This is a genomic window from Paenibacillus cineris (assembly GCF_018333335.1).
Taxonomy (GTDB): domain Bacteria; phylum Bacillota; class Bacilli; order Paenibacillales; family Paenibacillaceae; genus Paenibacillus_AQ; species Paenibacillus_AQ favisporus.
Genome location: NZ_BORU01000003.1, coordinates 259,773 through 282,635 on the forward strand (window position 1 = coordinate 259,773; position 22,863 = coordinate 282,635).

The 22,863-nt window shown below is 51.0% G+C and carries 23 protein-coding genes; 12 read left to right on the plus strand and 11 right to left on the minus strand.

Annotated elements, in window-relative coordinates; genetic code table 11:
* Positions 1-107: 107 nt before the first annotated feature.
* Positions 108-1,061 (minus strand): alpha/beta hydrolase, encoded by a 954-nt coding sequence (locus KI379_RS25325; RefSeq protein ID WP_212985300.1) that lies wholly within the window; start codon positions 1,059-1,061, stop codon positions 108-110.
* Positions 1,062-1,272: 211 nt separating this feature from the next.
* Here KI379_RS25325 and KI379_RS25330 point away from each other — a divergent pair, with 211 nt between their 5' ends.
* The 3 genes from KI379_RS25330 to KI379_RS25340 all read left to right on the plus strand — a co-directional run bounded on the left by KI379_RS25330 (position 1,273) and on the right by KI379_RS25340 (position 3,228).
* Positions 1,273-1,602: a winged helix-turn-helix transcriptional regulator gene (locus KI379_RS25330; RefSeq protein ID WP_306433704.1), complete on the plus strand. Its 330-nt coding sequence runs from the start codon at positions 1,273-1,275 to the stop codon at positions 1,600-1,602.
* A 256-nt stretch (positions 1,603-1,858) separates the two neighbouring features.
* A complete protein-coding gene (locus tag KI379_RS25335; protein WP_089548761.1) occupies positions 1,859-2,221 on the plus strand; it encodes a MerR family transcriptional regulator in 363 nt (120 codons plus the stop codon).
* 23 nt (positions 2,222-2,244) lie between these two features.
* Positions 2,245-3,228, plus strand: a complete 984-nt coding sequence (locus KI379_RS25340) for an SDR family NAD(P)-dependent oxidoreductase (protein ID WP_212985301.1) — start codon at positions 2,245-2,247, stop codon at positions 3,226-3,228.
* A 160-nt stretch (positions 3,229-3,388) separates the two neighbouring features.
* On the opposite strand, the gene KI379_RS25345 is transcribed toward KI379_RS25340, so the two are convergent.
* Both KI379_RS25345 and KI379_RS25350 read right to left on the minus strand, forming a co-directional pair.
* A complete protein-coding gene (locus KI379_RS25345; protein ID WP_212985302.1) occupies positions 3,389-6,991 on the minus strand; it encodes an Ig-like domain-containing protein in 3,603 nt (1,200 codons plus the stop codon).
* Positions 6,992-7,330: 339 nt separating this feature from the next.
* Positions 7,331-8,179 carry a stalk domain-containing protein gene (locus tag KI379_RS25350; RefSeq protein WP_212985303.1) on the minus strand — a complete coding sequence of 283 codons (849 nt, stop codon included), beginning with the start codon at positions 8,177-8,179 and terminating at the stop codon, positions 7,331-7,333.
* 202 nt (positions 8,180-8,381) lie between these two features.
* On the opposite strand from KI379_RS25350, the gene KI379_RS25355 reads away from it, so the two are divergent.
* Complete coding sequence (locus tag KI379_RS25355; RefSeq protein WP_212985304.1) at positions 8,382-8,933, plus strand: GNAT family N-acetyltransferase; 552 nt, start codon at positions 8,382-8,384, stop codon at positions 8,931-8,933.
* 189 nt (positions 8,934-9,122) lie between these two features.
* On the opposite strand, the gene KI379_RS25360 is transcribed toward KI379_RS25355, so the two are convergent.
* The gene (locus KI379_RS25360; RefSeq protein WP_212985305.1) at positions 9,123-10,277 is read right to left on the minus strand and encodes an MFS transporter; all 1,155 of its coding nucleotides are present in this window, start codon (positions 10,275-10,277) and stop codon (positions 9,123-9,125) included.
* 119 nt (positions 10,278-10,396) lie between these two features.
* On the opposite strand from KI379_RS25360, the gene KI379_RS25365 reads away from it, so the two are divergent.
* From KI379_RS25365 to KI379_RS25375, 3 genes are all read left to right on the plus strand, one after another.
* Entirely contained in the window at positions 10,397-11,305 is a 909-nt protein-coding gene (locus KI379_RS25365; RefSeq protein WP_212985306.1) for a LysR family transcriptional regulator, read from the plus strand.
* A 92-nt stretch (positions 11,306-11,397) separates the two neighbouring features.
* Positions 11,398-11,811, plus strand: a complete 414-nt coding sequence (locus KI379_RS25370; protein ID WP_212985307.1) for an RrF2 family transcriptional regulator — start codon at positions 11,398-11,400, stop codon at positions 11,809-11,811.
* Entirely contained in the window at positions 11,780-13,159 is a 1,380-nt protein-coding gene (locus KI379_RS25375; RefSeq protein WP_244879454.1) for an MFS transporter, read from the plus strand. Before KI379_RS25370 ends, KI379_RS25375 begins: the two co-directional genes overlap by 32 nt.
* Positions 13,160-13,485: 326 nt before the next feature.
* On the opposite strand, the gene KI379_RS25380 is transcribed toward KI379_RS25375, so the two are convergent.
* Complete coding sequence (locus tag KI379_RS25380; RefSeq protein ID WP_212985519.1) at positions 13,486-13,800, minus strand: hypothetical protein; 315 nt, start codon at positions 13,798-13,800, stop codon at positions 13,486-13,488.
* Between the two features lie 132 nt (positions 13,801-13,932).
* Here KI379_RS25380 and KI379_RS25385 point away from each other — a divergent pair, with 132 nt between their 5' ends.
* Positions 13,933-14,442, plus strand: coding sequence for a tetratricopeptide repeat protein (locus KI379_RS25385; protein WP_212985309.1), 510 nt, complete (start codon positions 13,933-13,935; stop codon positions 14,440-14,442).
* Between the two features lie 141 nt (positions 14,443-14,583).
* On the opposite strand, the gene KI379_RS25390 is transcribed toward KI379_RS25385, so the two are convergent.
* On the minus strand, positions 14,584-15,297 hold the full coding sequence (locus KI379_RS25390; protein ID WP_212985310.1) for a class I SAM-dependent methyltransferase: 714 nt from the start codon (positions 15,295-15,297) through the stop codon (positions 14,584-14,586).
* Between the two features lie 181 nt (positions 15,298-15,478).
* Here KI379_RS25390 and KI379_RS25395 point away from each other — a divergent pair, with 181 nt between their 5' ends.
* The gene (locus KI379_RS25395; protein ID WP_212985311.1) at positions 15,479-15,652 is read left to right on the plus strand and encodes a hypothetical protein; all 174 of its coding nucleotides are present in this window, start codon (positions 15,479-15,481) and stop codon (positions 15,650-15,652) included.
* Positions 15,653-15,864: 212 nt separating this feature from the next.
* Here KI379_RS25395 and KI379_RS25400 read toward each other — a convergent pair whose 3' ends face one another.
* Both KI379_RS25400 and KI379_RS25405 read right to left on the minus strand, forming a co-directional pair.
* Positions 15,865-16,680, minus strand: coding sequence for an alpha/beta fold hydrolase (locus KI379_RS25400; protein WP_212985312.1), 816 nt, complete (start codon positions 16,678-16,680; stop codon positions 15,865-15,867).
* Positions 16,681-16,706: 26 nt separating this feature from the next.
* Entirely contained in the window at positions 16,707-17,948 is a 1,242-nt protein-coding gene (locus tag KI379_RS25405; protein WP_244879434.1) for a YbfB/YjiJ family MFS transporter, read from the minus strand.
* 115 nt (positions 17,949-18,063) lie between these two features.
* Between KI379_RS25405 and KI379_RS25410 the strand changes: the two genes are divergently transcribed.
* Complete coding sequence (locus tag KI379_RS25410; protein ID WP_212985313.1) at positions 18,064-18,936, plus strand: LysR family transcriptional regulator; 873 nt, start codon at positions 18,064-18,066, stop codon at positions 18,934-18,936.
* A 77-nt stretch (positions 18,937-19,013) separates the two neighbouring features.
* Here the strand turns inward: KI379_RS25410 and KI379_RS25415 are convergent, their stop codons facing one another.
* A complete protein-coding gene (locus tag KI379_RS25415) occupies positions 19,014-19,769 on the minus strand; it encodes a hypothetical protein (protein WP_212985314.1) in 756 nt (251 codons plus the stop codon).
* 195 nt (positions 19,770-19,964) lie between these two features.
* On the opposite strand from KI379_RS25415, the gene KI379_RS25420 reads away from it, so the two are divergent.
* Positions 19,965-20,759: an SDR family NAD(P)-dependent oxidoreductase gene (locus KI379_RS25420; protein WP_152399019.1), complete on the plus strand. Its 795-nt coding sequence runs from the start codon at positions 19,965-19,967 to the stop codon at positions 20,757-20,759.
* Positions 20,760-20,900: 141 nt separating this feature from the next.
* On the opposite strand, the gene KI379_RS25425 is transcribed toward KI379_RS25420, so the two are convergent.
* Positions 20,901-21,692, minus strand: a complete 792-nt coding sequence (locus KI379_RS25425) for an AraC family transcriptional regulator (protein WP_212985315.1) — start codon at positions 21,690-21,692, stop codon at positions 20,901-20,903.
* 102 nt (positions 21,693-21,794) lie between these two features.
* Between KI379_RS25425 and KI379_RS25430 the strand changes: the two genes are divergently transcribed.
* Complete coding sequence (locus KI379_RS25430; RefSeq protein WP_212985316.1) at positions 21,795-22,244, plus strand: SRPBCC domain-containing protein; 450 nt, start codon at positions 21,795-21,797, stop codon at positions 22,242-22,244.
* Between the two features lie 85 nt (positions 22,245-22,329).
* Here KI379_RS25430 and KI379_RS25435 read toward each other — a convergent pair whose 3' ends face one another.
* Positions 22,330-22,758: a MarR family winged helix-turn-helix transcriptional regulator gene (locus KI379_RS25435; RefSeq protein WP_212985317.1), complete on the minus strand. Its 429-nt coding sequence runs from the start codon at positions 22,756-22,758 to the stop codon at positions 22,330-22,332.
* Positions 22,759-22,863 lie beyond the last annotated feature (105 nt).

Consider the following 22,863-nt stretch of genomic DNA (forward strand, 5'->3'; position numbering starts at 1 on the left):
AGTAAAAAGTTTAGGGCATCCCTGAAGGATGCCCCAATGCTGAAATATTGAAGTGTTACGGATCAACTGAATATACATTTATCGGTGCGGCTTTATTCCCGCACACTTTATATTGCTGTCTCTCCGCCTCTCTCCTGTCCATGCAAAGCCTTCCGCAGTGCGCTTACGGCATGCCGCACCGCTTGTCTTCCTTGGTCATAACCGCCGGTCTGGAGCATGAAGCCGTGGACCATGCCGTCATAGCGCTTCGCTTCCACCGGAATGCCGGCAGCTTTTAATTTCGCTGCATAAGCCTCCCCATCATCGCGCAGCGGATCAAATTCGGCCGTGATGACGAGAGCGGGCGGAAGGCTGCTGAAATCGGCAGCCAATAACGGCGAAGCGTAGGGGTTCCTTCCGTCCTGCTCCTCCGCCAGGTATTGGCCCCAGAACCACCGCATCGTGTCCGTCGTCAGGCCGTACCCTTCGGCATTGTCACGGTAAGAATCCGTATCGAACGCGTAGCGGGTCGCCGGATTGAACAACAGCTGAAACTTGATGAAGGACAACCCTTGGTCCCTTGCCATCAAGGTTACGGCAGCGGCCAAATTTCCGCCCGCGCTGTCGCCGCCGACAGCAATCCGGTTGGGATCCGCTTCTAGCGAAGAGCTATTCTCCGCAACCCAGGCTGCAGCCGCATAAGCATCTTCGATGGCAGCGGGAAACCGATGCTCTGGTGCCAAACGGTAATCTACCGAGACCACGATCACGTTTGCCCCATTGGCCAACTGCCGGCATAACACATCTGCTGCATCCAGGTCTCCGACGACCCAACCGCCTCCATGATAGTAAATGAGAACAGGGAGCGGGTATTTGCTTTGAGGACGATATACCCGAACCGGTATGTGACCGGCCGGACCAAGGATCTTTCGATTGTCGACTTTCCATACTTCTTCCGGCTGGGCGGCCATGGAGCTTAAGTTGACGGTTCTGGCACTCTCCACGGATAACGTGTGAAGAGGCGGGACCCCTTGTTTCTTCATATTCTCCAACACAACTTGAACTTGAGGGTCAAGCGGCATGATGGTTCCTCCTTAGGGATCAAATATAATGGATACGAGCCTTCTTATACCCGAAATAAACAACCATTCACGAGCAGCGTCTTTCGGTAAGACAGCTACCATTCCGGTCAAAATGAAGTATACTAAATGGAGAATAACCCTGTAAGTACGCACTTTTGCGTGACATAGTACCCATTTGGTAACTTCATGGGACGGATTGGATGTGATGGATATGGGCGGTTGTCCGGTAGAGGCAACATTGTCTGTCGTTGGAGGAAAGTGGAAGGCTGTGATCCTATGGCGTTTGGTTGGTGGGACCAGGCGCTTTAACGAACTCCAGCGTTCGATTTCGCAAATTACCCGTAAGATGTTAACGGAACAGCTTCGGGAACTGGAGCAAGATAACCTCATTATTAGAACCGTCTATCCGGAAGTTCCGCCGAAAGTCGAGTACTCGCTAAGCGAATACGGCAGGACGTTTATTCCTGTTTTGAATGCCATGGCCCAGTGGGGATTGGTCCATCGGGAACGCGTGTCTGACCCCGTTCGCTCTACGACTTAGATTACCGTTCTAAAAAAAAAAATTATTGCCTCGATATGGAGAAGGCGCAGGGAAGCTGCCATTCAAACGCCTCCCAACACCAAAAAAGCAGTCCGCAATACCGGCGGTCTGCTTTTCTTCATTTTTATGTCATTTATGGGCCAATCCAAACTTTCGGTTCAACTAAATAAAGGAAGTTTCAGGCGCTTGACTTGGAGTTCACTCCAAGGGCTATCCTATAGTTGTCCGGACGACAAAGGAGATGAAAGGAGAAGGCATGTCGCGACAATATTCCATTTCCGAAATAGCTGAACAAACCGGTTTGACTTCCGATACCCTTCGGTATTATGAAAAGATTGGACTGATTCCGTCCCCCCAGCGCGGACCGGGTGGGTCTCGTTTATATAGCCAGGAAGACATCGGCAAAATTCATTTTCTACTGCATCTCAAACATACCGAGATGCCGCTTAAACACATTCAGGAGTACATTCGGGCGTATGACGACCAGGATGAGGAGCTGTGCTATCGGCTGCTTGACGAGCACCGGATCCGCATTGAAGCCCAGATGGCCGCATTGAACGAAACGCTCGTGCTCGTCAAGTATAAGCTGGATCATTTTCAGGAAATTAAAGACGGTTGAACGAAAGGAAGATCACTTTGAACATGCAGAAAACTCCCCAAACACCGATCGGGTCCGGATTTGGACCCCGCACTACAGCCATGGAAGCACTCAGACAAGCCGATTTGACCGGACAAACGGCAGTCATTACCGGCGGACATTCCGGATTGGGGCTGGAAACGGCAAGAGTGCTCGCGGAAGCGGGGGCCAAGATCATCGTCCCGGCCCGATCCGTTACAGCTGCTCAAGCGGCCATTGCCTCCATCCCAGGCGCAGAGGCGGAGCTGCTGGATTTAACCGATCCGCAGTCCATCGATTCGTTTGCGGAACGGTGGATCCGTTCCGGACGGCCGATTCATATGCTGATCCACAGTGCCGGAATTATGGCCGTACCCCAGCAGTATGACAGCCGGGGCAACGAGCTTCACTTTTCCACGAACTACTTGGGCCCTTTCCGGCTGACGGCGCGGCTGTGGCCAGCACTCCGGCTGGCCGGTGGTGCGCGCGTTGTCGTGCTATCTTCCCGGGCTCACCAGTTCAGTCCAGTCGTGTTCGAAGACATCCACTACAAGGAGCGCAGCTATGACAAATGGTCTGCCTATGGGCAGTCCAAAACGGCGGATGCCCTATTTGCGGTGGAGCTGGACCGGAGAGCACAGGCCTATGGCGTCCGGGCATTTTCGGTGCACCCCGGTTCGATAGTCACCTCGTTAGCCCGGCATTTGTCGGATGAGGAGCTGATGACCATGGGTGCGATTAACGAGCAGGGACAACGGCAATACACCAAATACGATAGTGAACGAAAGACCGTGCAGGAAGGGGCCGCTACCATCGTATGGTGTGCAGCCAGCCGTCAGCTGGACGGGATGGGAGGCGTATACTGTGAAAACGTTGACGTCTCTCCGCTCATTGATGAGCATCAGACCGGCATGGCCGGCGTGCATCCAAGCGCCGTTGATGCGAAAGCCGCTGAACGTCTGTGGAGCATTGGCGAAGCACTGACAGGCATTCATTTTGATATTTCATAATTCGATCAGAGGATAAAGCGTAACGCTCAACTTGTCCCACGATGTAAAAATCCTGAACCGGCAAGGTTCAGGATTTTTTTTAGACGAACATCATACTCTCGTATGCAGTTTTAGTGTTGCGGGATGCCAAGCTGTGACCGAAAGCGGTTGCCTCACATCATTACTTAGAGGGCACTACGTTATAGCTGACAGGCTCGGCCGTATTGCCCGCCCGATCCGATGCCGTGACTTCGATCCGGTTCATGCCCGGCTGAAGGTCGATATCCGCGCTGAACGTCAGGTCATCCTTCACGTCAGCCTGTACTCCATTCACGAGAACAATGCCGGGCTCGCTGATTTTCCCCGTAACGCGCAGCGTTCCCTTTTCCACATTGTAATGATTGCCCGTCAATTTCCCCGGTTCATCCAGCACGATGGTCGGCGAGGTCGTATCCAGTACAGTAATGCGGGCGGTCGCGGTATATTCGCCGCCAGCGGCTGCAGCCGTGATTACCGCGGTCCCCGGACTTTTGGCCGTTACCTTACCGGTGTCGCTCACTTCCGCTACGCTGGTGTCGCTGGATGTCCACGTGATGGTCTTATCTCCCGCATCCTCCGGTGTAACGGCCGCAGTGAGCTGTGCGGTTTCGCCTTCCTTCAACTCTACTTGTTGCGGTGTTACGTTGATGCCGGTAATGTGCGGCTGATCCGTCTTCACGGACACCACATCCGACGGAGCGGATTCACCGACTGCGTTGACGGCTTTGACGATGTAGAAATATTCCGTCGAAGCCGTCAGGCCGGTGTCGGTATGCGTCGTACTAGACAGTACCTCGTCGTTAAGTTTGACAAATTCGCCATCGGCCTTATCGGACCGGTAGACGCTGTACCCTTCCGCCTGCTCTACCGCGTTCCAGTTCAATTCAATCGCGCTGTCGCCTGCCGCCTTTGCCGTCAGGTTGGCTGGAGGCGCAGGGACGGTATCGTCATGAACGGGTTCCCCATACACCTTGAATTCGTAGCTGGAAGCACTTCCTCCGCTGTAGTTGGATCCCGTCACTGTTACGCGGAGATAGCGGTACGCCGCATCGAGGGCATCCGTCGTCAAGCCCTGCGTTTTATTGTCCGTTCTGTCCAGGAGGGTCGTGTACGTGACATCGTCATTGCTGCCTTCAATTTTGTATTGGTAGTATCTCGGGTAGGTCGCGCTGTTGTACCAGTAGCTCTCGAGTTTCGTGATATGCATGATATCGCCAAGGTCGACTTTCCACCACTGCGGGTAGGAATTCGTGACGGCCGCCCAGCGCGTGCCGGCTTTGCCGTCATTCGCGTACTCGATATTGTTCCCTGTTTGGAATGAGCTTGCCGTTGCCGTCTTGCCTTCCGAGACGACCCCCGACGTCGTCGTGGCTTGGACCGGCAGGCTCCATAGACTCGATCCCGAGCTGCTGCGAGCTCTTACTTGATACGTATGCGTCGAGCTCGCATCAAGCCCCGTATGCTTGTATGGGCTGCTTACTCCGCTGATCAGCGCGCCGTCCACGACCAGATCATAGCTTGCTGCCCCATTAGCATCGTTCCAGGTGACGTCGATTTGGGACTGGCCCGCTGCCTTGGCGGTCAACCCGGTCGGCGCAGCCAATCCTGCAGTCGTCGGCGTAATCGTCAGCACCTGAGCATTGGAGGCATCGAACTTGATCCCCTGGATGGACGCTTGACCCGACACGAATTCAACAGCACGGTCGCTGGCCCGGTTGACCAGCCTGTACTTCGTGATCCCGGTTAAGCTCGTATTCGTTGCGGCCTCGATCTCCGACGCCGAAGAATCCGGGGATAGGTCAGCCGGCTTCGCGTTGCCGACCGGAAGAAGATACCACTGATCGCTTCCGGCCGCGGCGCCGTTTCCTCCGTTGCCGTTCGGATCGGCATTCGGATCCGCAAGCCCTGTGGTGACTGCTGCGCCCATCGCCCGTGTCTGCGCCGGCGTCGATCCGGATACCTTCAGATCATTTCCGGTCTCCACATTTTGCAATCGGTAGAAGCCGCTGTTCTTCGACGGATCGAATTCGTCAGGTACGGGAACGAACTGCCACTGGCTGGCCGTGCCGTCCTTCAGGTCACTGCCGCCAACGGAGACCGTATAGGCAGACAACGGGGAGATATCCGTTCCATCGTTGTCCTTCGGCGGATTGTAAGAAGAATAGTAGGCATGGCCGGCATCGGGTTCAGGCAGGGAATAACTGATCTGCTTGCCGGACAAGTCGGAGATCGCCCGGAACGAATAGCCGCTGACTTGTTGGTTCGTCAGGCTTCCGGAATCGATCTGGGACATATAGCTCCCCACCGTGGCAGGCAGCTTGCCGACGAGGCAGAAGGTGTCCGGCTTGCCGAGATCGTTGGTCTCGTAGACGTACCCATCATAGCCGACAGAGCGGTATTTGCCGCTGTACACGTTATACGAAAAGGCGTTCTCGTACTGCGTATTGACCGGAACAAAAAGCCGTTCCGTCACGGTATCTTTAAAGATCGGATTGCCTGCGCTGACTTTGACCGAGGTCACATAGCCGGTGGCGTTGTTCTCCTGCTTGATCCATACTGCGCCGCTCTCAACATAGACCATTACCGTTGCATCCAGTGCGGGATCGGAGTACGTCACCGAAGGGACACTGCCGCCAGGACCGGTGATCGTTCCGCTCACCGTATTCGCCGTATATGTGCTGCCTGCCGTATCTTTGAAAGTGAAATCACCGCTGCTCGGCACTTTCATATAGCCGATATCGAGCGAAGAGTTATCCATCCCGATGCCGGTCAGCCTCAGGTCATCCGTCTCTGGCGTATAGTTGACTGTGAGGTTATGATCGCTGCCTGCGCCCATCGGACTTCCGATCCATCCGGCGTACCCTTTTAGAGCAGAGCGCGTCCACGTGCCGTTGTACCATACGTCCCACGAGCCCTCAGCCATCTTTGCGCTGATTGGCGAGCGGGCGAGGTGGAAGTAGGTGAGGACATTGCTGTAGCCCGTTTTCCAATTAATATGGTTGTTGTATAAAACGTAAAAATAACCGTTAACGTTATCGACGAAGAAGCGTGTCCCGGCCACCCCATACGACCAGGTCTTCCCCGGAAAACCGCTCGCGGTAACCGCTTCGTCACCGTCGTTCCACGGCGAGGTCGCCACCTGTCCGATCAGGTTCCATGTTTTGCCTTTGTCGGTCGAGTACATGGAGAGAACACGGTTGTTGTGCACGCCCGTGGCGATCCGCTGGTTATTCGTCGGGTTCCCGGTAGCAAATGGATTAAATTGATACTCATCATTGGTGAGCGAGTACCAGTAACCGGTATCCGGATCGACCCAAATGCCGATACCGTCGTTGTGATCATCCTGATAAGGCGTCGGAATGCCGTTCGTTTCGTCGATTTTGTAATTGATCGTCCCCGGCCGGTTCCAGTAAGAATTATAAGTCACAGGGGTGCCCCAGTTCGTGTTCAGCTTGCCTAGGTCTGTGCTGGTGTTGTACTTGATCCAGGATCCCCCGTCGTCCGCCTGCTCATAGTTGGAGACGGAATACATCCAGTGAAACTCCCCGTCCTGATCCACAAACGCGGTGCCGGCGATATCGGCCGTACCAGAGGTGAGACTGGGGACAGCGTGCTGAACGAAGGTCGGGAATTTCTCCGCGGCTGCGCTGGCCGGCTGCGTTCCGAACGGAACCGTACCGGCAGCCAGCACGATGGCGGGAATGGCTCTAAGCACCGCGAGCTTTGCTTTCCATCTTTTACGCATCAAATTGAATAACCTCCTGTCTAGGTATGGTACACACCTCCTCCCCGTCCCGGGAGACTTCCCCACCTCCTTTTGGCGCAAGATGAACTCGACTGTTTGCTCATGCTTTGAATGCTATTAAAGCAGTCAGAACCTTTCGCCAATGAATAAAGCGCTTTCAAAAATGAGTCTAAAGCGGTGCAGCCAGCAGCGTACACTTCCATTTTTTCACATAGGCAGTACTTTCGTAAGAAACACCCTTGGGAATTAAATATCGTTCATAAAACTTAATAATTGTCGGAGGAGCATGATCACGCAAAAAAGCCACCCTTTGCAGGATGGCCCTATGCTTGCCTCTGTTTATACTACTGTATTGCTAATTACGGTCAGAAAGCCGTTCTTTCCGGCCGTCTCCACCATCGATTGAATGGAGTCTCTTGCTGCACCGCTGAACAGGTACCATTGATCCTCGGTAGCATCATACAAGAGAACTTCCGGGTAGCCCGTCAACAGCTCGTCGGGAAAGGCGTTAACGAGAGAATAGACATCAAACCGCTGCACGCTGTTCCCTTTCTCATCCAGAAAATCATACTGCGAATTTTTGTAATACGACCCGGGAACATCGATGTTCGCCATCCACGAGTAACTGGCTGGGGCATCGACTTTGGCGCCTTTGTTACGCACAAAAGCATCATAAATAGCTGCGTTATACGCATTTCCTTTAAGCTGCTGGACGACGCCGCCCATCGTCATGTGGTATTCTTCCTGCAGTGCTTTTACTTTCACGTTGTGAATGACAAGTGGCGCGGTTTCGACCGTAACCTTCGAATTGCTGTAATTCACTTTACAGCCGAACGTTTCGGCGATAAAGCGAAGCGGAACCATCACGCGGTTGTTCTTGATGTACGGCTTGACATCCAGCTGCACCGCTTCACCATTTTTCATGGCCGCCGTGCTGTTCGTTTGCAGCGTCACTTTCATGCTGCTTTTGGTAAGCGTTACTTTCGAATTCGACCAATCGACCTTGGCCCCCAAATTCTCACTGACCACGCGCAAAGGCACCATGGTACGCTTGTTTTTCGTCTCCGGCTTCACATCGGACGCCACCGCGACGCCGTCAATTTGGATGGGATGGTTCGCTGCATAAGCAGGCGACGATGCGATCGCAAGAATGAATGCAAAAATGATGCTTGGGATGATCTTCTTCATGTTTTGTCATCGCTCCTTCTATAAGTTTCTATCTTATCCAATCCCCATCCCTTATCCTACCAATTTCCATTATTAATGTTAAGGGTAAACAGGCAATTCATTCGTACAGCCATTCAAGAGCATTTGTCCCTCGCTCCCCTTTCTGTAATAATTAATTCATCAAGATGGCGACGATCAAAAACAGTTATGGAGGTAGATCCCATTGATTACTGGTGAAAAGGTCGAACTGCGCCCCGTCTCTCTGGATGATTACAGACGGGCATACGCCTGGAGGAATGATGAGGAAACAGCCAAGCTGGAAGCGGGTTCGGCCCTGTTCTTGTTCAGCCATGTTCCACTGGAATATTTGGAGGATGCATACAGAAAGGAAATCCTGGAACTGGATAAGCGGGAAAAAGGACGATTCTCCATTTATACGCGCGGCGAACAACCCGAGCATATCGGTTTCATTGAGTACCGGGACGTGAACATCGTCTCCCGCCGCTGTACCGTCGGCATCGGTATTGGAAACAAGGACTTCTGGGGACAAGGCTGGGGATCGGATGCGCTAAAAGCGCTGATCCGGTATGTGTTCCAGACGATGAACCTGCGGCGAGTTCAGCTCGAAACTTGGGGCGGCAACCCAAGGGCTATCCGCGCCTACGAGAAGTGCGGTTTCGTTATTGAGGGAAGGCTGCGCGAGCATTCCTATATTGATGGACAGTACGTTGACAACATCGTGATGGGGCTCTTGAGAGATGAATTTAAGTTCTGATATGTTTCCGGAAAAACGGAGCTTTAATGTTTTGGTTGTTATTGAAGTGTCCGAGAAGAGAATAAACCAGCGAATATCGTAAAAAGAGGGCAGTTTAGCCCTCTTTTTTTTGCTGCCTAATCCAATGGTATGAAGTACCTTACCTCTTAAACTATCCTGTCAGTAATAAAAAGCTGCCGGATCAGGCCATCACGAACCTGCCCCCTCCTCAGCCTTTTTGCCTGCGATCAGCAGCTGCACCCCGATCATCGCCACGATGATGACGAGCATCGCGAGAAGCGCAGCGTGAAAGCTTCCGCTGTAATCATGGATCGTTCCAACCAGCAGCGGACCGAATGCGCCGATAATGTAACCTCCACACTGAGACATCGCGGCCCACGCCCCCGCTTCCTCCGAAGTGTTCGTCTCGACAATCGGCAGCATCAGCGCCAGCGGGAATAATCCGCCTGCCCCGATTCCCAAACAGATGATAGCCGGCAGCATCGGCAGGTGGAACAATAACATTACAATACCGATCAACTCAAACACGCTGCACAAAACCAGAAACAATCTTCTTTTGCCAAAGCGGGACACCAGACCCGGAACGATTAAGGAGACAGGAACTTGGATAATCGTAAACAAGGTAAGGAACATCGCCGAGCTCGACGGACTGTACCCGAAGCTGTGCGCAATCGGTGAAATCCATGCGGTAATGGAATAGAACATGCTTGCCATAAAACCGAAAAATAACGTTAATAATATCGCTCTTTTATTACGGATGGGCAGCCTGGAACGAACCAATCTCTTCCGCTCGGCCTTGTTCCGGAGAAATGCCGACCAGATCAAGAGGGCAATAACACCCAAAATAGCCCAGCATGACAAGGTCAACGTTAAGCTGTGATGACTCCGGTCGTATATCGGAATGGAGAAGGCGGATGCTAATGCTGCCCCCACAGTCATTGATGCGGAATAGATGCTGACGATGCCGGGCTTCGTCGGGAAATATTTTTTAATAAAACCGGACAATAAAGGCCCTGCCAAACTGATCCCGATCCCGCCTACCAACGCTGTAACCACCAGGATCGTGACGGAGCCGACGATTCCTCGCAAAGCAGTGCCTCCTGTAATGAGCAGCAAGGCGATGATAATCGTGCGCTCCAGCCCCAGCCGATCACTCAGCGCCGTCGCTGCAGGAGCAAAAATCCCCATACATAATACAGGCAGCGTCGTGAGCAGACTTGCGGTCAGCCCGCTCATTCCCAAATCGCCCTGCATAGTACCTAGCAAAGGGGCAACAGACGTAAGAATTGGCCTCAGGTTCAACGCCGCGATAAATATAGCTAATAATAAATAGAACTTTCTCATCGATTTCCTCCACCCATCTGCTTTATGTACATTCAGTATATGGAACCACCTTTCATTGTTCAATCCTATAATTTATATTATTATGATAGTAAAATACTATTAAAATCAGGAGACCTTGCATGGACACTCGAAATATACAGTACTTTATGGCCGTGTATGAGCATCTTCATTTTACGAAAGCCGCCGATGAGCTAGGTATCTCCCAGCCCACACTAAGCCAGCAGATTCGCATCCTTGAAGCGGAGTTCGGCATGCCGCTCTTCGACCGCATCGGCAAGAAGGTGGTTGCGACGGAAGCCGGTAGGCTTCTGCGGGAGTATGGAACAAAAATGCTGCAGGCGGAACGGGATGCCAAAAATGCCATCAAGGAGCTCCAGTCCGGCAAACAAGGCACCGTTCGGCTGGCCGTGCTGCCTTCTGACCTGGATTTTCAGCTCGTTCCGCTGTTTGTCCAGTTCAAATCCACCTATCCTGACATCCAGCTGCAGGCCTTCTCAACGATCTTCGTCCAGGACGAAGTGCTTAACCATAAAGTAGATCTCGGGATTGGATTGCGCGGGCAGGTCGATAAAAGGCTGACCCAAATTCCGCTTGGATGCGAACCCTATCATCTATTCGTGAATTCGGCAAGCGAGCTCGCCGACAGGAAGGAGATCACGCTGGAGGAACTGAAGAAGCATGCCTTAGTAATGTATCCAAAAGGGTATCTAGGCCGCGATCTGGTTGACGATGTATGCAGACAAGAGGGCTTCGAATTAACGACGGTGATGGAGGCCAGTTCAGCCACTTCGCTGCTGCAGTTAGTATCAGCAGGGGTAGGCGCGACGATTCAACCGGCTGGATTGCTCAGACAAAATCCGGAGCGTCCCGAAATTGCATCGATCCCAATTACTGGACCGACACCGGTGCGTTATCTGGAGCTGATGTACTATGCGGATCGATTTATTAGCGGCTCCCAGCGGCAATTGACGAATTGGCTGATCGATTACTTTAACGCCAACATAGGCCAGAATCCGCATGACGGTTAGGCTGGGGGCACATCATAGCGCTCCTGAGCTTCAAGATGGCACTTACGTTGACAAAATAAATGTAATAAATTATATTACAAATGGTGATGCAAATGAACAGCGATTTTATCGTGGCTGTGCACAGCCTTGTATTTCTGGCTTATGCGCCGGACAATCTGAAAACCAGTGATAATATAGCCAAAAGTGTGGCCGTCCATCCGGTGCGCGTTCGCAAAGTACTGTCTTTGCTTAGAAAGCATGGCTTCATTCAATCCAAGCATGGAGCTAAGGGAGGCTTCATCCTCGTCCAGGATCCGCGGACAATTACCCTGGATAAGCTCTATGTCTTGACCTCAGAGGGATCCCTGAAGCCCAAATGGCCTGACGCCAATCAAAAATGTGCCATCGGCGCGAATATCGAGCGAGCTATGGACGGTATCTTTGAAACGACCGAACAACGTGTCGTGGCCAATCTGAAGGATTATACGATTGCCGATGTGTTGCACAGGATCGGAGAGCAGGATTAGGAACAGCCTGCTTCTTTATTTTTCGGATAATTGTAATAAAAAATATTACAATAATGCTGGAGAGGCAAAAATCATCTATTATATTTTAATTCTTTTACGTATATATGTAATAAAAATTATTACATTTTTTATTAAAATTACTACTATGATTAACATAAGGAGATTTTCTATGTCTAAATCACGTACAGTTAATCACATGTCATTTTGGTTTGTGGCTTACGCCCTTTTGATTATTATGATGGGTACGAATATTCCGGCTCCCCTTTATAGCCTTTATGGGCAATTGTGGCACTTTTCAACGGGAGTGACGTCCTTTCTTTTTATTATGTATGTCCTTTTTTTGATACCCGCAAGCTTTGTGTTTGGTCAGCTCTCGGATCGTATTGGACGTAAAAAGGTGCTGCTGGCCGGCGTGATCGCAGCCGGAGCGGGTTCGCTCATGTTCTCGGTATCCCATAACCTCGCCATGCTGCTTGCTTCACGTGCGATTCAGGGCGTTGGCGTCGGTATCATCAATGGGACAGCTGTTGCGACACTGTCTGAGCTGCGCCCGTCAAGCAGCAAAACGGCCTCGCTGGTGGCATCGGTGTCCATCGCAATCGGGACGGCCATCGGTCCGCTATATTCCGGTCTATTGGGTGAATATTCATCCTCCCCCATTCGGCTTCCCTATGATTTGCATTTAGTGCTTTTAGGATTTGCCTTCCTTGGGTTATTAGCCGTACCGGAAACCCGCAAAATTGCGGGCGCACCCCAGCGGCTGAAGCTGCCCAGCGTGCCGGCCGTGATCCGGAAGCCGTTTACGATCTCGGTGTTGGCGTCGATCATCGCATGGGCGGTAGCCGTGTTTTTTATGACACTGGTGCCGACGGTCATCGCCACCCAAATGAATCTTCATAATTTGGCCTTATCGGGCGCTGTTGTTTGCTTAATGCTCGGATTTTCAACATTATCCCAGATTCTGTTCAAGTCCTTGTCGGCATCGTCAGCCATCTATACAGGTTTTGCTTTGCTTACGCTCGGCATCGTGGGCGTTGTCATTGCAATTCCTACGCAGTCGGTTTTCCTCCTTCTATTAAGCACCGTGTTGGCGGGAAGCGGGCATGGGCCGGCCGCGTCAGGAAGTATGTCTTGGATCAATGAAATGTCCCCATCCGGAAGCCGGGCGGATATGATGTCGATCTTTTATGCGGTCACCTACCTGGGTGCCGGTATCCCGGTGCTTGCACTAGGCATCGGCGCCGAGTGGATTGGCTTTTATCAAGCGATCTCCATCTACTCTGGACTTATTGTCGTTTTCGCCGCGGTAGTTGCGCTCATTGTCCGGGGTTATCATGCCAGGGCGTGATCGGGAGTGCTTAAATCCTACACCCTTCTCTTCTCTGGCCTTTCTACCCAGTCTGATTGGCATGAGGTACTGAAAAAAAGCCCGATTCACCTGCCGGTGGAATCGGGCTTTGCATGCTTATTCCTCGAAAAACTGATTTTTATCCACTCCGGAAACGTTTAGCGGAATGTCCGTCGAATTGGCAACCAGTCTGAACTGATTGTCGTTTACCTTTTCTGCTACGGCAGATACGGATGCACCTTGCAGCTGGCGATTAATGGCTCCAACTAAGGCATCCATGGTGGCATACCGCGATACTAACGTGACGACGGCCGTATGCTCCCCATCTATTTCTCAGGGATATCCGTCTTTGAGTAATACCGAACCGTCTTCCCGGTTCTTTCGGCATACTCAATTTCTTTTTTTGTGCTGCTCCCCATATAACCTTCGACATCAATGACAAAGATTTCATCGGACAAATCAATTTTTTTAAAATGAAGTTCGCCAAGCAGTTCTGCCTGTTCTGTCGTCAATTCGATTCCTTCACTTTGTTCAAAGAACGCTAGGCCTATCACAATATTTCCTTTAAGTGTTAAATAAGCGTTGGCCTGTTCAAACTGCCTTTTGAATTTAGTAGACCCGCATAAAGTAATTACTCGCATCATTTCTCCCTCTCTAACCCAAAGAGCAAGCTTTCTATTCGTCATCATACCATTTGAACCAGACTTCAAATAGACGCCCTTTAGATGCTGTGTTAGAATTCCTTCATGTGGAAAAAAGAGGAGTGAAGCAACGTGCCAAAAGACCAGCTTCAACAATTAATTGCTCTTCGCGAAGAGGGACGGGCCAACCAGGATCAAGAGCTTCTGGCCGATGTGCGCGCCCGGCTGTTGGAGCTGCTGAACGAAGATCCGAATGATGCGCAGGTGAACTACCAGACCGCAATCGCCCATGACAACTCGGGATTGGGGAAAGAAGCCATCCCCTACTACGAACGCGCCCTGCAGCTCGGCCTTTCCGGTAACGATCTGGAGCGCTGTCTGCTCGGTCTGGGGAGCACCTACCGGTACTGGGGCCAATATGAGAAGTCGATCGCAACGCTCCGCAGGGGCGTTCAGGAGTTCCCTGACAACCGGGCACTCCGGGTTTTTCTGGCCATGGCGCTGTACAACGGCCAGCAGTATAAAGAAAGCGTCGAACTCCTGATTACCAATCTCATGGAATCGACTACGGATGAAAAGCTGCTTTATTTCAAACGCGGCATTTTGGCCTATACGGAAGACTTGGACGAAACCGCAGAGTAAGCAGCTCTTTCGTAAAATCCGGGGCGGTTCAGCATCTAACCCTCGGCGTTCTCATGGATCTCGCACGTTAGCAGAACAGCCTGCCGGCTTAGGCCGACAGGCTGTTTCATTGCAGAAACCATGGGGGTATGCTGTTTCTTTTTACTTTTTAGCAGCAAAGATAAAGGATTTGGCATGGAGCCCCGCCTGCTGGATATCCCAGTCTCCGTATATATTCACCAGCTGAAAGCCTGCAGCAAGCAGATCCTGCCTGAGCGTCTCCCTCTCCCTAAAAATCAGCGTGTCGTCTTCGCTCCGAACCTCATGGGTATCCAAGTTTTCATAAAAAGTATCGTATGTCACCAGGGGCAGATGAACCGAGGTCGTCTCATGCCAGGTCCTGATGTTCGCCTTCGTTGCCGGATCCACGACTTCACGAAGAGAGTGTTCCTTGGTCCAGCGGTCCCAAGCGCGTGCGAGAGGATTTCTGGTGTCGAACAAAAGATACCCTCCCGGCCTCAAGGACTGAAAAATGTTGTGCAGCGTGGCTGTCCATTCCGCGTCCGTCACAAAAACCTGTGCCACGTTGGACGTCATCATCACTACATCAAACCGCTCCGCCCCCAGTTTCTCGGACGTTCCAATCTCCCATTGCACGGCGTTCTTCGTGTCCTTCTGCTCGGCAATCCGAATCGACGCCTCGTCGGGATCCAAACCGGTCACGTGATAACCTTTACCCGCCAAATGCAGCGTCAGCCTTCCGGTTCCGCAGCCTAAATCAGCTATTCCGTCAGGCTTGATCCGCTCAATGATGCGCACGAAAAACGTGTCGTCCTTCCCCCATCGGTTCAATTGATCGTAAATCGATTCGAACATCTTTTCCCTCCCGCTTCGCTTCCTGAATTTTCGCTATTCTGATCATAGTTCATTGGCCTTTAGGGGGATAGGGAAAGAAATAATATAGCCGTTTAATATCCGTGCAAGGATGCATAGACGCAGACTGGAAGTTGCATCCTAATGATAAATGGAATTTAGACAAGGGAGGCATCGAAACGAAATGGAAAAGGATAACCACTTAGCCAACGAAGCCGAAGCGAAAGAACAAGCGGCCAAAGCAAACCGTAACAAGGGTTCAGAAGTCCCGGACACCGAATTCGCCGGAGAACTCAGCCGCAGCGACATCAAGTCCGCGTTCAAAAATCCAATAACCGGCGAAGAACGGTTATATTAAAATTCCGCTATACCGGGAATCAACGTTCGGTGCAAGAGTTTGGGTGTCGTAACCAAGTAACAAAAAATAAGGTTAATCTTACAGCGCAAGAAGCGCCCATAAGGTTAACCTTCTTGTATTTGGATGCCGGCTCTGCGGCTGGCATTAACAGCAGGTCACGACCTCCCGCTTTCTTGGGATTGCTTCTGTCCCGCCCATCTCACTGCGCTTTTTCAGTTGCTATACGGGTCAGCCAGAAAGTCGTTCACCGCTTGAGCATAACCATTTAAATCATCGGAGTGGACACCGTGACCGCATTGTTCGAAAACGACAAGCTTGGTGCCTGGTCTTCTTGCCTGCATGCGTCTTGCCTGTTCGGTATCCAGGATGAAGCTCCTGCCGCCATGAATCAGGAGGATCGGGCAGCTTGAGCGCAGCCAGTCGTCCCACCACACCCCGTTGGATTGGGGGACGGATACCTGCAGCCCTTTCAAATCCGTTCGGAAGCCCCAACCCCATTCATCCTCCAGCACGCTTTCGGCAAAGTAGTCGATCGCCCGGAGTCCTGCGCTTGCAAGCGATTCCCTCAGCTGCTTCAAGGAAGGAGACCGGAACGGAAGCCGTTCGGCAAAGGAAAAGTCCGCATTAATCTCCGCGCCGATATCCTCCACAATCAAGGAGCTCACCAGTTCAGGATAGCGGGCCGCGAATTGATAAGCATTTAATCCACCCAAAGAATGCCCCAAAATCGTAACCGGCTGTCCCCCAAGCTCGGACTGGATCAGATTCCAAATATCCATTACATAATCTTCCCTGGCGTATTCCCGTCCGGGTGGATGGTCGCTCCATCCATGTCCCCGCTGGTCCAGAGCAATCACCCGCCAATCCTTAAATCGGGCCGCCAGCTCCGAGAAGGTCCTTGCATTAGCCATGTACCCATGCAGCATCACCAGCACCTGCCTGCTGTCTCCGCCAAAATCAAGATAGGACAGCTGAAGATTTCCCGATTTAAAATATTTTCTTTGTGCCAATGGAGTATACTCCGTCATTGTACTGTTCCTCCTTTATATACGATTCAGGCGCCAAGATGCAGGTCGCGTGTTTTCGTTTTTCGCTGCTTTTGTCCATACAAGCCCGCCAACCCCGCGGATATTCCCATAAAGATCGCGCCTGAGGCCGCGCCGAATTGCAAACCGTACTGCTGCACTCCTACCCCGCCGACGATGGGTCCCAGCATTTGTCCTGCCGCGAAAAAGGCGGTGGCGATGCTGAGGCATGCCGCATAGGCGCGGAGTGGAACGTGGCGCCGAAGCAGCGAAGTCGTCATCAGCGGCGGAGTAATAAAAGAAACAAGCCCGATCATCACTGCTCCTAGTGTGGTAAAGAACAAATTCCCAGTCGTTATGCCGAGCACCCCGACGGTTCCCAAGGACAGCCCCGCCGCCAGCGTATACCCGCTCGGCCACCGGTCGATAGCCCTGCCGCCGACCCAGCCGTTAAACATGCCCGCCAAGCCGATACCGGACCAGATTAATCCGGCAAAGAGGGCCGGTATGCCCCTGCTTACCAGATAAGGGATCAGATAAGTGAAGTAAATAATGTATCCCGCACCAAGGAAAAAATAAGAACCGATTAAGAACAAGAGCTTCTCGGGGCTGAATAGAAGCCGGTATACTTTGACGCGTTGTTGATCCGGAGTTTTCACTTCTGCCTGGGACGATGAACTTCCCTGTCTTCGCTTGCTCGTGACCACCGCAAAACCGAACGCCGCCGCGATGCCAAATACGCCCATGGCTGCCCAAGCATACCGCCATCCCTGCAAATGGGACGGGTCAATCGTAAAGGGTGCGGATAAACCCGTGAGCAGAATGCCAGCGGAGCCGCCCAGCCAAATCAAGCCCGAAGCCGCTCCCTGCTCAGCCGGCCGAACGGCGTCCATTGCAATTGACAAGACGAGCACCGTGGCGAGAGCTGATAGAAATCCTATGGCAAAACGCCATAAACCGAGTTGGGCCAAATGATCACTGAATGCCGAGCCGATCATGGCCAATCCGAGCAAAAAGCATGTCGTTCGATTGATGCCATGCTTCCGGTCCGGAAACCGCGAGATCAATGGAGGCAGGCACAAGGTCCCCACCAAGTAACCGATAAAATTGATCGTCCCCAACATACCTAATTGACTGTAGCTCCCCCCGATTTCCCGCTGAATTCCCGGCAGAAACATGCCGTAAGAGAGCCGGGAAAAACCGAGGATCACGACAAATAACAGTGATGCCCACAAAGTGATTGCGTTCCATGCCGATTTTTGGCCCATCATTTGATTTTCCTTCCATTGATTGGTTTGAAATTAGTTTAAAAGAGTGCGATTATTTTGTAAAATTGAATTATATGAATGAATTGTTTAATTATCTTAAACTAAGGAGGGGACGAAGATGGATTTGCGAGCCTTAAAAACGTTCGAAGCCTGCGTACGTCTCGGCCACTTCCAGAAAGCTGCCGAGGAGCTTCAGTATGCACCTTCTACGGTAACTCTTCAGATCCAGCGTTTGGAAGCCGACCTGGGTGTTTCTTTATTTATTCGAGATGGCAAACGTGTGATCGTCACCGAGGCTGGCCGATGGCTTCATCAAGAAGCCGGGACTTTGCTGAAGTCCGTTCAATCCATGAGGCAGACCGTCTCCGAAATCGCTTCGGGAGAAGGAGGGACCGTCCGTTTCGCCGCGATCGAACCCATCGCAAGCCAAAGATTGGCGGCGGTCGTGGCCGATTTTTGCAGGCTGTATCCGAAAGTGCAGTTAACGATGGAAGTGAGCGGCAGCCAATCGATTGCGGACAGGGTTCGATCCGGCGAACTGGACTTTGGGATATGCTCGGTTCCCTCGGCGAAATTCATGCTGGATTTTGAACCGCTGTTCGAGGATCAACTCGGGGTCATGATGCATGTGGATCATCCGCTTGCCAAACGGGATGAGATTGCGGTTAGCGACCTCGCGGGACTTACGGTTCTGGTCAAAGAACCGACTTGTATCTATCGGAAGCTTTGGGAGAGGGCGGTGAACCAAACGGAACCCCACCCTTTTTCTTGTATGGAGGTAGGAAGTTTCTTTGTCATTCAGCAACTGCTTAAGGAAGCATCCAGCGTGGGGGTCGTTCCGATGTACAGCGGACTCGAACTGGAGGGTTCTTTGGTCATCCGTCCATTTTCTGACATCCACCCTATCGTTCCGCTGGGCATCGTTTATAAAGATAAACACCTCTTGGGCAAAGCGACGTCATTATTAATGGATGCGATCAGGGCGATTTAATAGCTGCACTATAGAAATAACTTGATGTAAAGTACGACGCCAAGAAGAAGCTGACCAATTGGGGCCAGCTTCTTTTTTTATTGATCAGAGGTAATTTGTATTTGATCTGCAGCAAACTCATGTAGGTCTTGATCATATTTATACGTTACATGAACAGTGCATACGTAGTCTGGAAGCACGTCATCAATGGGTCTAACAGATCCGACTATATCAACGGTCAGTTTCTGATCTTTCACATTGTTTAGAATGACATTACCAAAGTAAAGTTTGTTTTCATATTGACCATCTGAATTATGCATTAACGCTAACTCGCTGACTTTTTTACTGAATTTGTATTCTTTCCCTTGAGCCTTAGCCTTCACTAGCAGTTCATCGCCCTTTTGGCTAACTTCGGTTTCTATACCCGCAAGAATCTCCTCCACACGTTGTATCTTTATTTCCGAAAGGTTTTTCCCGTTTAAAATATGGGCTTCATTCGTATCTAATTCAGTACCATAGCCCGTAACCAGAATGATGACCGCTTCTTCTTTGCCATCCCCTGTCAGATCAACATAGGACACTTGTGGATTAGAAACACCTTTAAGTATGTTCCAATCGAATTTCTTTTGGCTGCCGTTAACGTCTACAATGACTCCATCTGTAGTTTCAAAAAGTTTTACCTCTCCATTTTCAGAAGCACTGAGCAGCTTAGATGGCTCTTGCTCTTTTTCAATCGAAGAAATTGCGGACTGTTCGAAGTCTTGTGAACCACTCTCCGGCTTGTCCGAAGCGCATCCTGAAAACACAAAAGCAGCAGACAAAAACCATGCAGCAAATCCTATTCCCTTTTTCAATCCTAAGGCCCCTTTCCGGTCGTCTACGAATCATGTTAACAGAGCAAATCAAAAACTGATTTACTAAATTTTAATAATTAGCCATTACTTTCCAGCCCTGAGGGCGCCCTAAACTTGCCTGCCCCAATAAACTTTGATATTATTTAGACGTCTAAATATTAATGTTCTAAACCAAAAGGCGGGTGTTCATTTCATATGGCAAGAGTAGAAGGAAAAGTTGCCCTTGTAACGGGAGGAGCTTCAGGAATTGGGTTGTCCTCCGCAAGACTGTTGGCTAAAGAGGGGGCCAAAGTGGTGATTGCGGATTTCAATGCGGAAGGAGCGCAGCAGGCAGCTGCTGAGATCAACGCACAAGGCGGAGAAGCCTACGGCCTGTTCCTCGATGCAGGTGACGAGAGCTCGATCCGGGAAGCTGTCGAGTTTACCGTCAAGCACTTTGGCACAATTACGGTGCTGTTCAATAATGTAGGCTTAACCAATCTTCAGAAGGATTTGGATGTTGTGAACATGGATCTGATGGAGTGGGACCGGCTCATGAATGTCAATCTGAAAAGCGTGCTGCTCGGCAGCCGCTTCGCGATCCCCCATATGATCGAGGCGGGCGGCGGATCCATCATCAATACGGCATCCATGGCAGGCTTTACAGGCGATTCCATTCGTTCGGCATACGGTGCTTCCAAAGCCGCGGTCGTGAACCTGACGAGATATATCGCCACCCAATACGGCGCCTCCGGCATCCGCTGCAACGCGGTTGCACCTGGCTTAATTCTCACTCCCGCCGCTAAAAACAATATGCCGCCGCAAGTGCTGGACATTTTCGCCAAGTACAACAAGCTCCCGTACCACGGAGAACCGGACGATATCGGATACACCGTCCTATTCCTGGCTTCGGATGAATCGAAATTCATTACGGGCCAGACCATTCAAGTCGAAGGCGGGCACTATATCGCGAATCCGAGCATTCCCGATTTTGCTGACTTCATGCAATAAAATTCCAAGCCACCAAAGCGCATACTTTCATATATCTGCAAAAACGCCGGTCAAGACAACGTCTTGCCGGCGCTTTACGTTTGCAGGCTGAACAGACCTGTTCAATGATATTTCAAAATCTGTAAATAAAGTGCGACTACCTTAATCCCCCCGCCGGTAGGCATGAGGAGACGTTCCTACGATCGCCTTAAAATCTTTGCTGAAATGCGCTTGGTCAAAATAACCGAGCTCCAAGGCCACCGTCGTGATATCAGCTCCATTTTCAATCGCGTCGCTGGCCTCGTGCATGCGGTATCGCTGAATGACCCATTTGGGGCTTACCCCTAAATACTGTTTAAACATGCGCTGCAGCGTGCGTTTGGATGCGTTGAACCGGTTCACCAGCAAATCTACGCTGGTCAACGAACGATCTTCCATGATCGCCCTGACGATCTTGTTCAGCTCGTCCACTTTGTCATCCGGCTCCGGAATGTAACTGGACAGCAGTCTTTCAATAAAGGCAACCCTCTCTTCCAGACAGTTCGACGCAAATATCCCCTTCTCTGCCGTTTCCGCATCAAACGGAAAATATCTGGAGATATCCACTTTACGGTCCACCAGTTCCGACATGGGCTCTGACGTATAACCGTAAAAAGCACCTGGACGATAAAGAATTCCTACAATCTGCCCCTTTCCCTGCAGCGTATAAGCCGCTTTCCTGCTTTCGATTCCGCAGACGTACGAACTTCCTTGTTCAAACACGATGTTGACCCCGGGATGCTGCAATACTTCCTGCGTATACGGCGGCTGCCCCTCTAAATTCCATTCGACGAACCAGTAATGCTGGATCAAATGACGGAGCATTTCTGATGGCAGATGACGTGTAATTCTGACGTTCGTTTGTGCCGGGTCAAAATGCAAAATCCCTCGGTTAGGGTTCACCTGATGGCGCATCGAATCCCCCCTAATGGCGCGTTTTTACAAGAAACCTGAAGGACGGAAATGGTACGTTACATGTATACAACGTAAATATTTTTGTTTCAAGGAGGATTCGACATGCAGTTAGAGTACACCTTCTACATTGGAGCCAGCCCCGAGGAGGTTTGGGACGTGCTGTTCAACCCTGAGAAATCGTTCCGCGCTTTTATGGGAGGCGTTATTCAATCGAATCTGCAGGCAGGCGACCCGATCCGGTTTGTCGGCCCTGGGCCTGACGGGGAAAACACGGTGCACATTTACGGAGAAATTTTGGCCTATGAAAAATACAGGGTACTCAGCTACACCGACCATCCCGGCCCCTCCCACTTCGCCGAACACGAGACGATGCAGAGCCGGGTGACGATCCGGTTAGAGCCGGTGGGATCGTGCACCAAACTGCACCTCATCAATGATCAATGGACCGACAGCAACCCTTTGTTCCTGAAAACCGAGAAGTTCTGGTGGATGATTCTAAGCAACATCAAGTCCATCGCCGAGACGGGCAGCCCCCTCGATTTCGGTTTTTAAATGCACATCCTGCACCAAAAGACGATCGTCCTTTAACGGGGATGATCGTCTTTTTTGGGCTGCCCGATTGGCTCTCGCAAACGGATTATAAGCGTTCATTAATTTTGACCAGCAGTCCCTTTAACAGCTGCTTCTCCTCTTCGGTCAGGGTCTGAACGATTTCGTCCTCCACCTTCTGAAAGGATTCGTTAAAAGCATCAATCAATTCAACGGCCTTTGGCAAAACATAGATGTTTTTCTGCCGTTCATTATTGGCCGGAATTTTCCGCTCAATATATCCTTTTTTCTCGAGGCCTTGGAGCATGCTTGTTATGCTGGCCCCCTGCAAATGAAACCGATTGGCTAAATCCCTTTGAATGATATCTTTATCCTGGTTTTTATGAATATAATCAAGGACTTTGCCTTGCTGCGCGTTTAATCCCAGCTCTTTAATGCTTTCATCCGCCTTTTTCTTCAACTTCAGGCCGATAATCTGAAACAAGTCCAGATAAAGCGTATCCTTGCGAGGTTTCATAACTGTCCCTCCTCAAAATGTTAGGAGACTAACTTTTAACATTTAAACTATACGGGGATTCCATAGGCTTGTCAATTCAAAAATTAGTTTATTGACTGTTAGAAA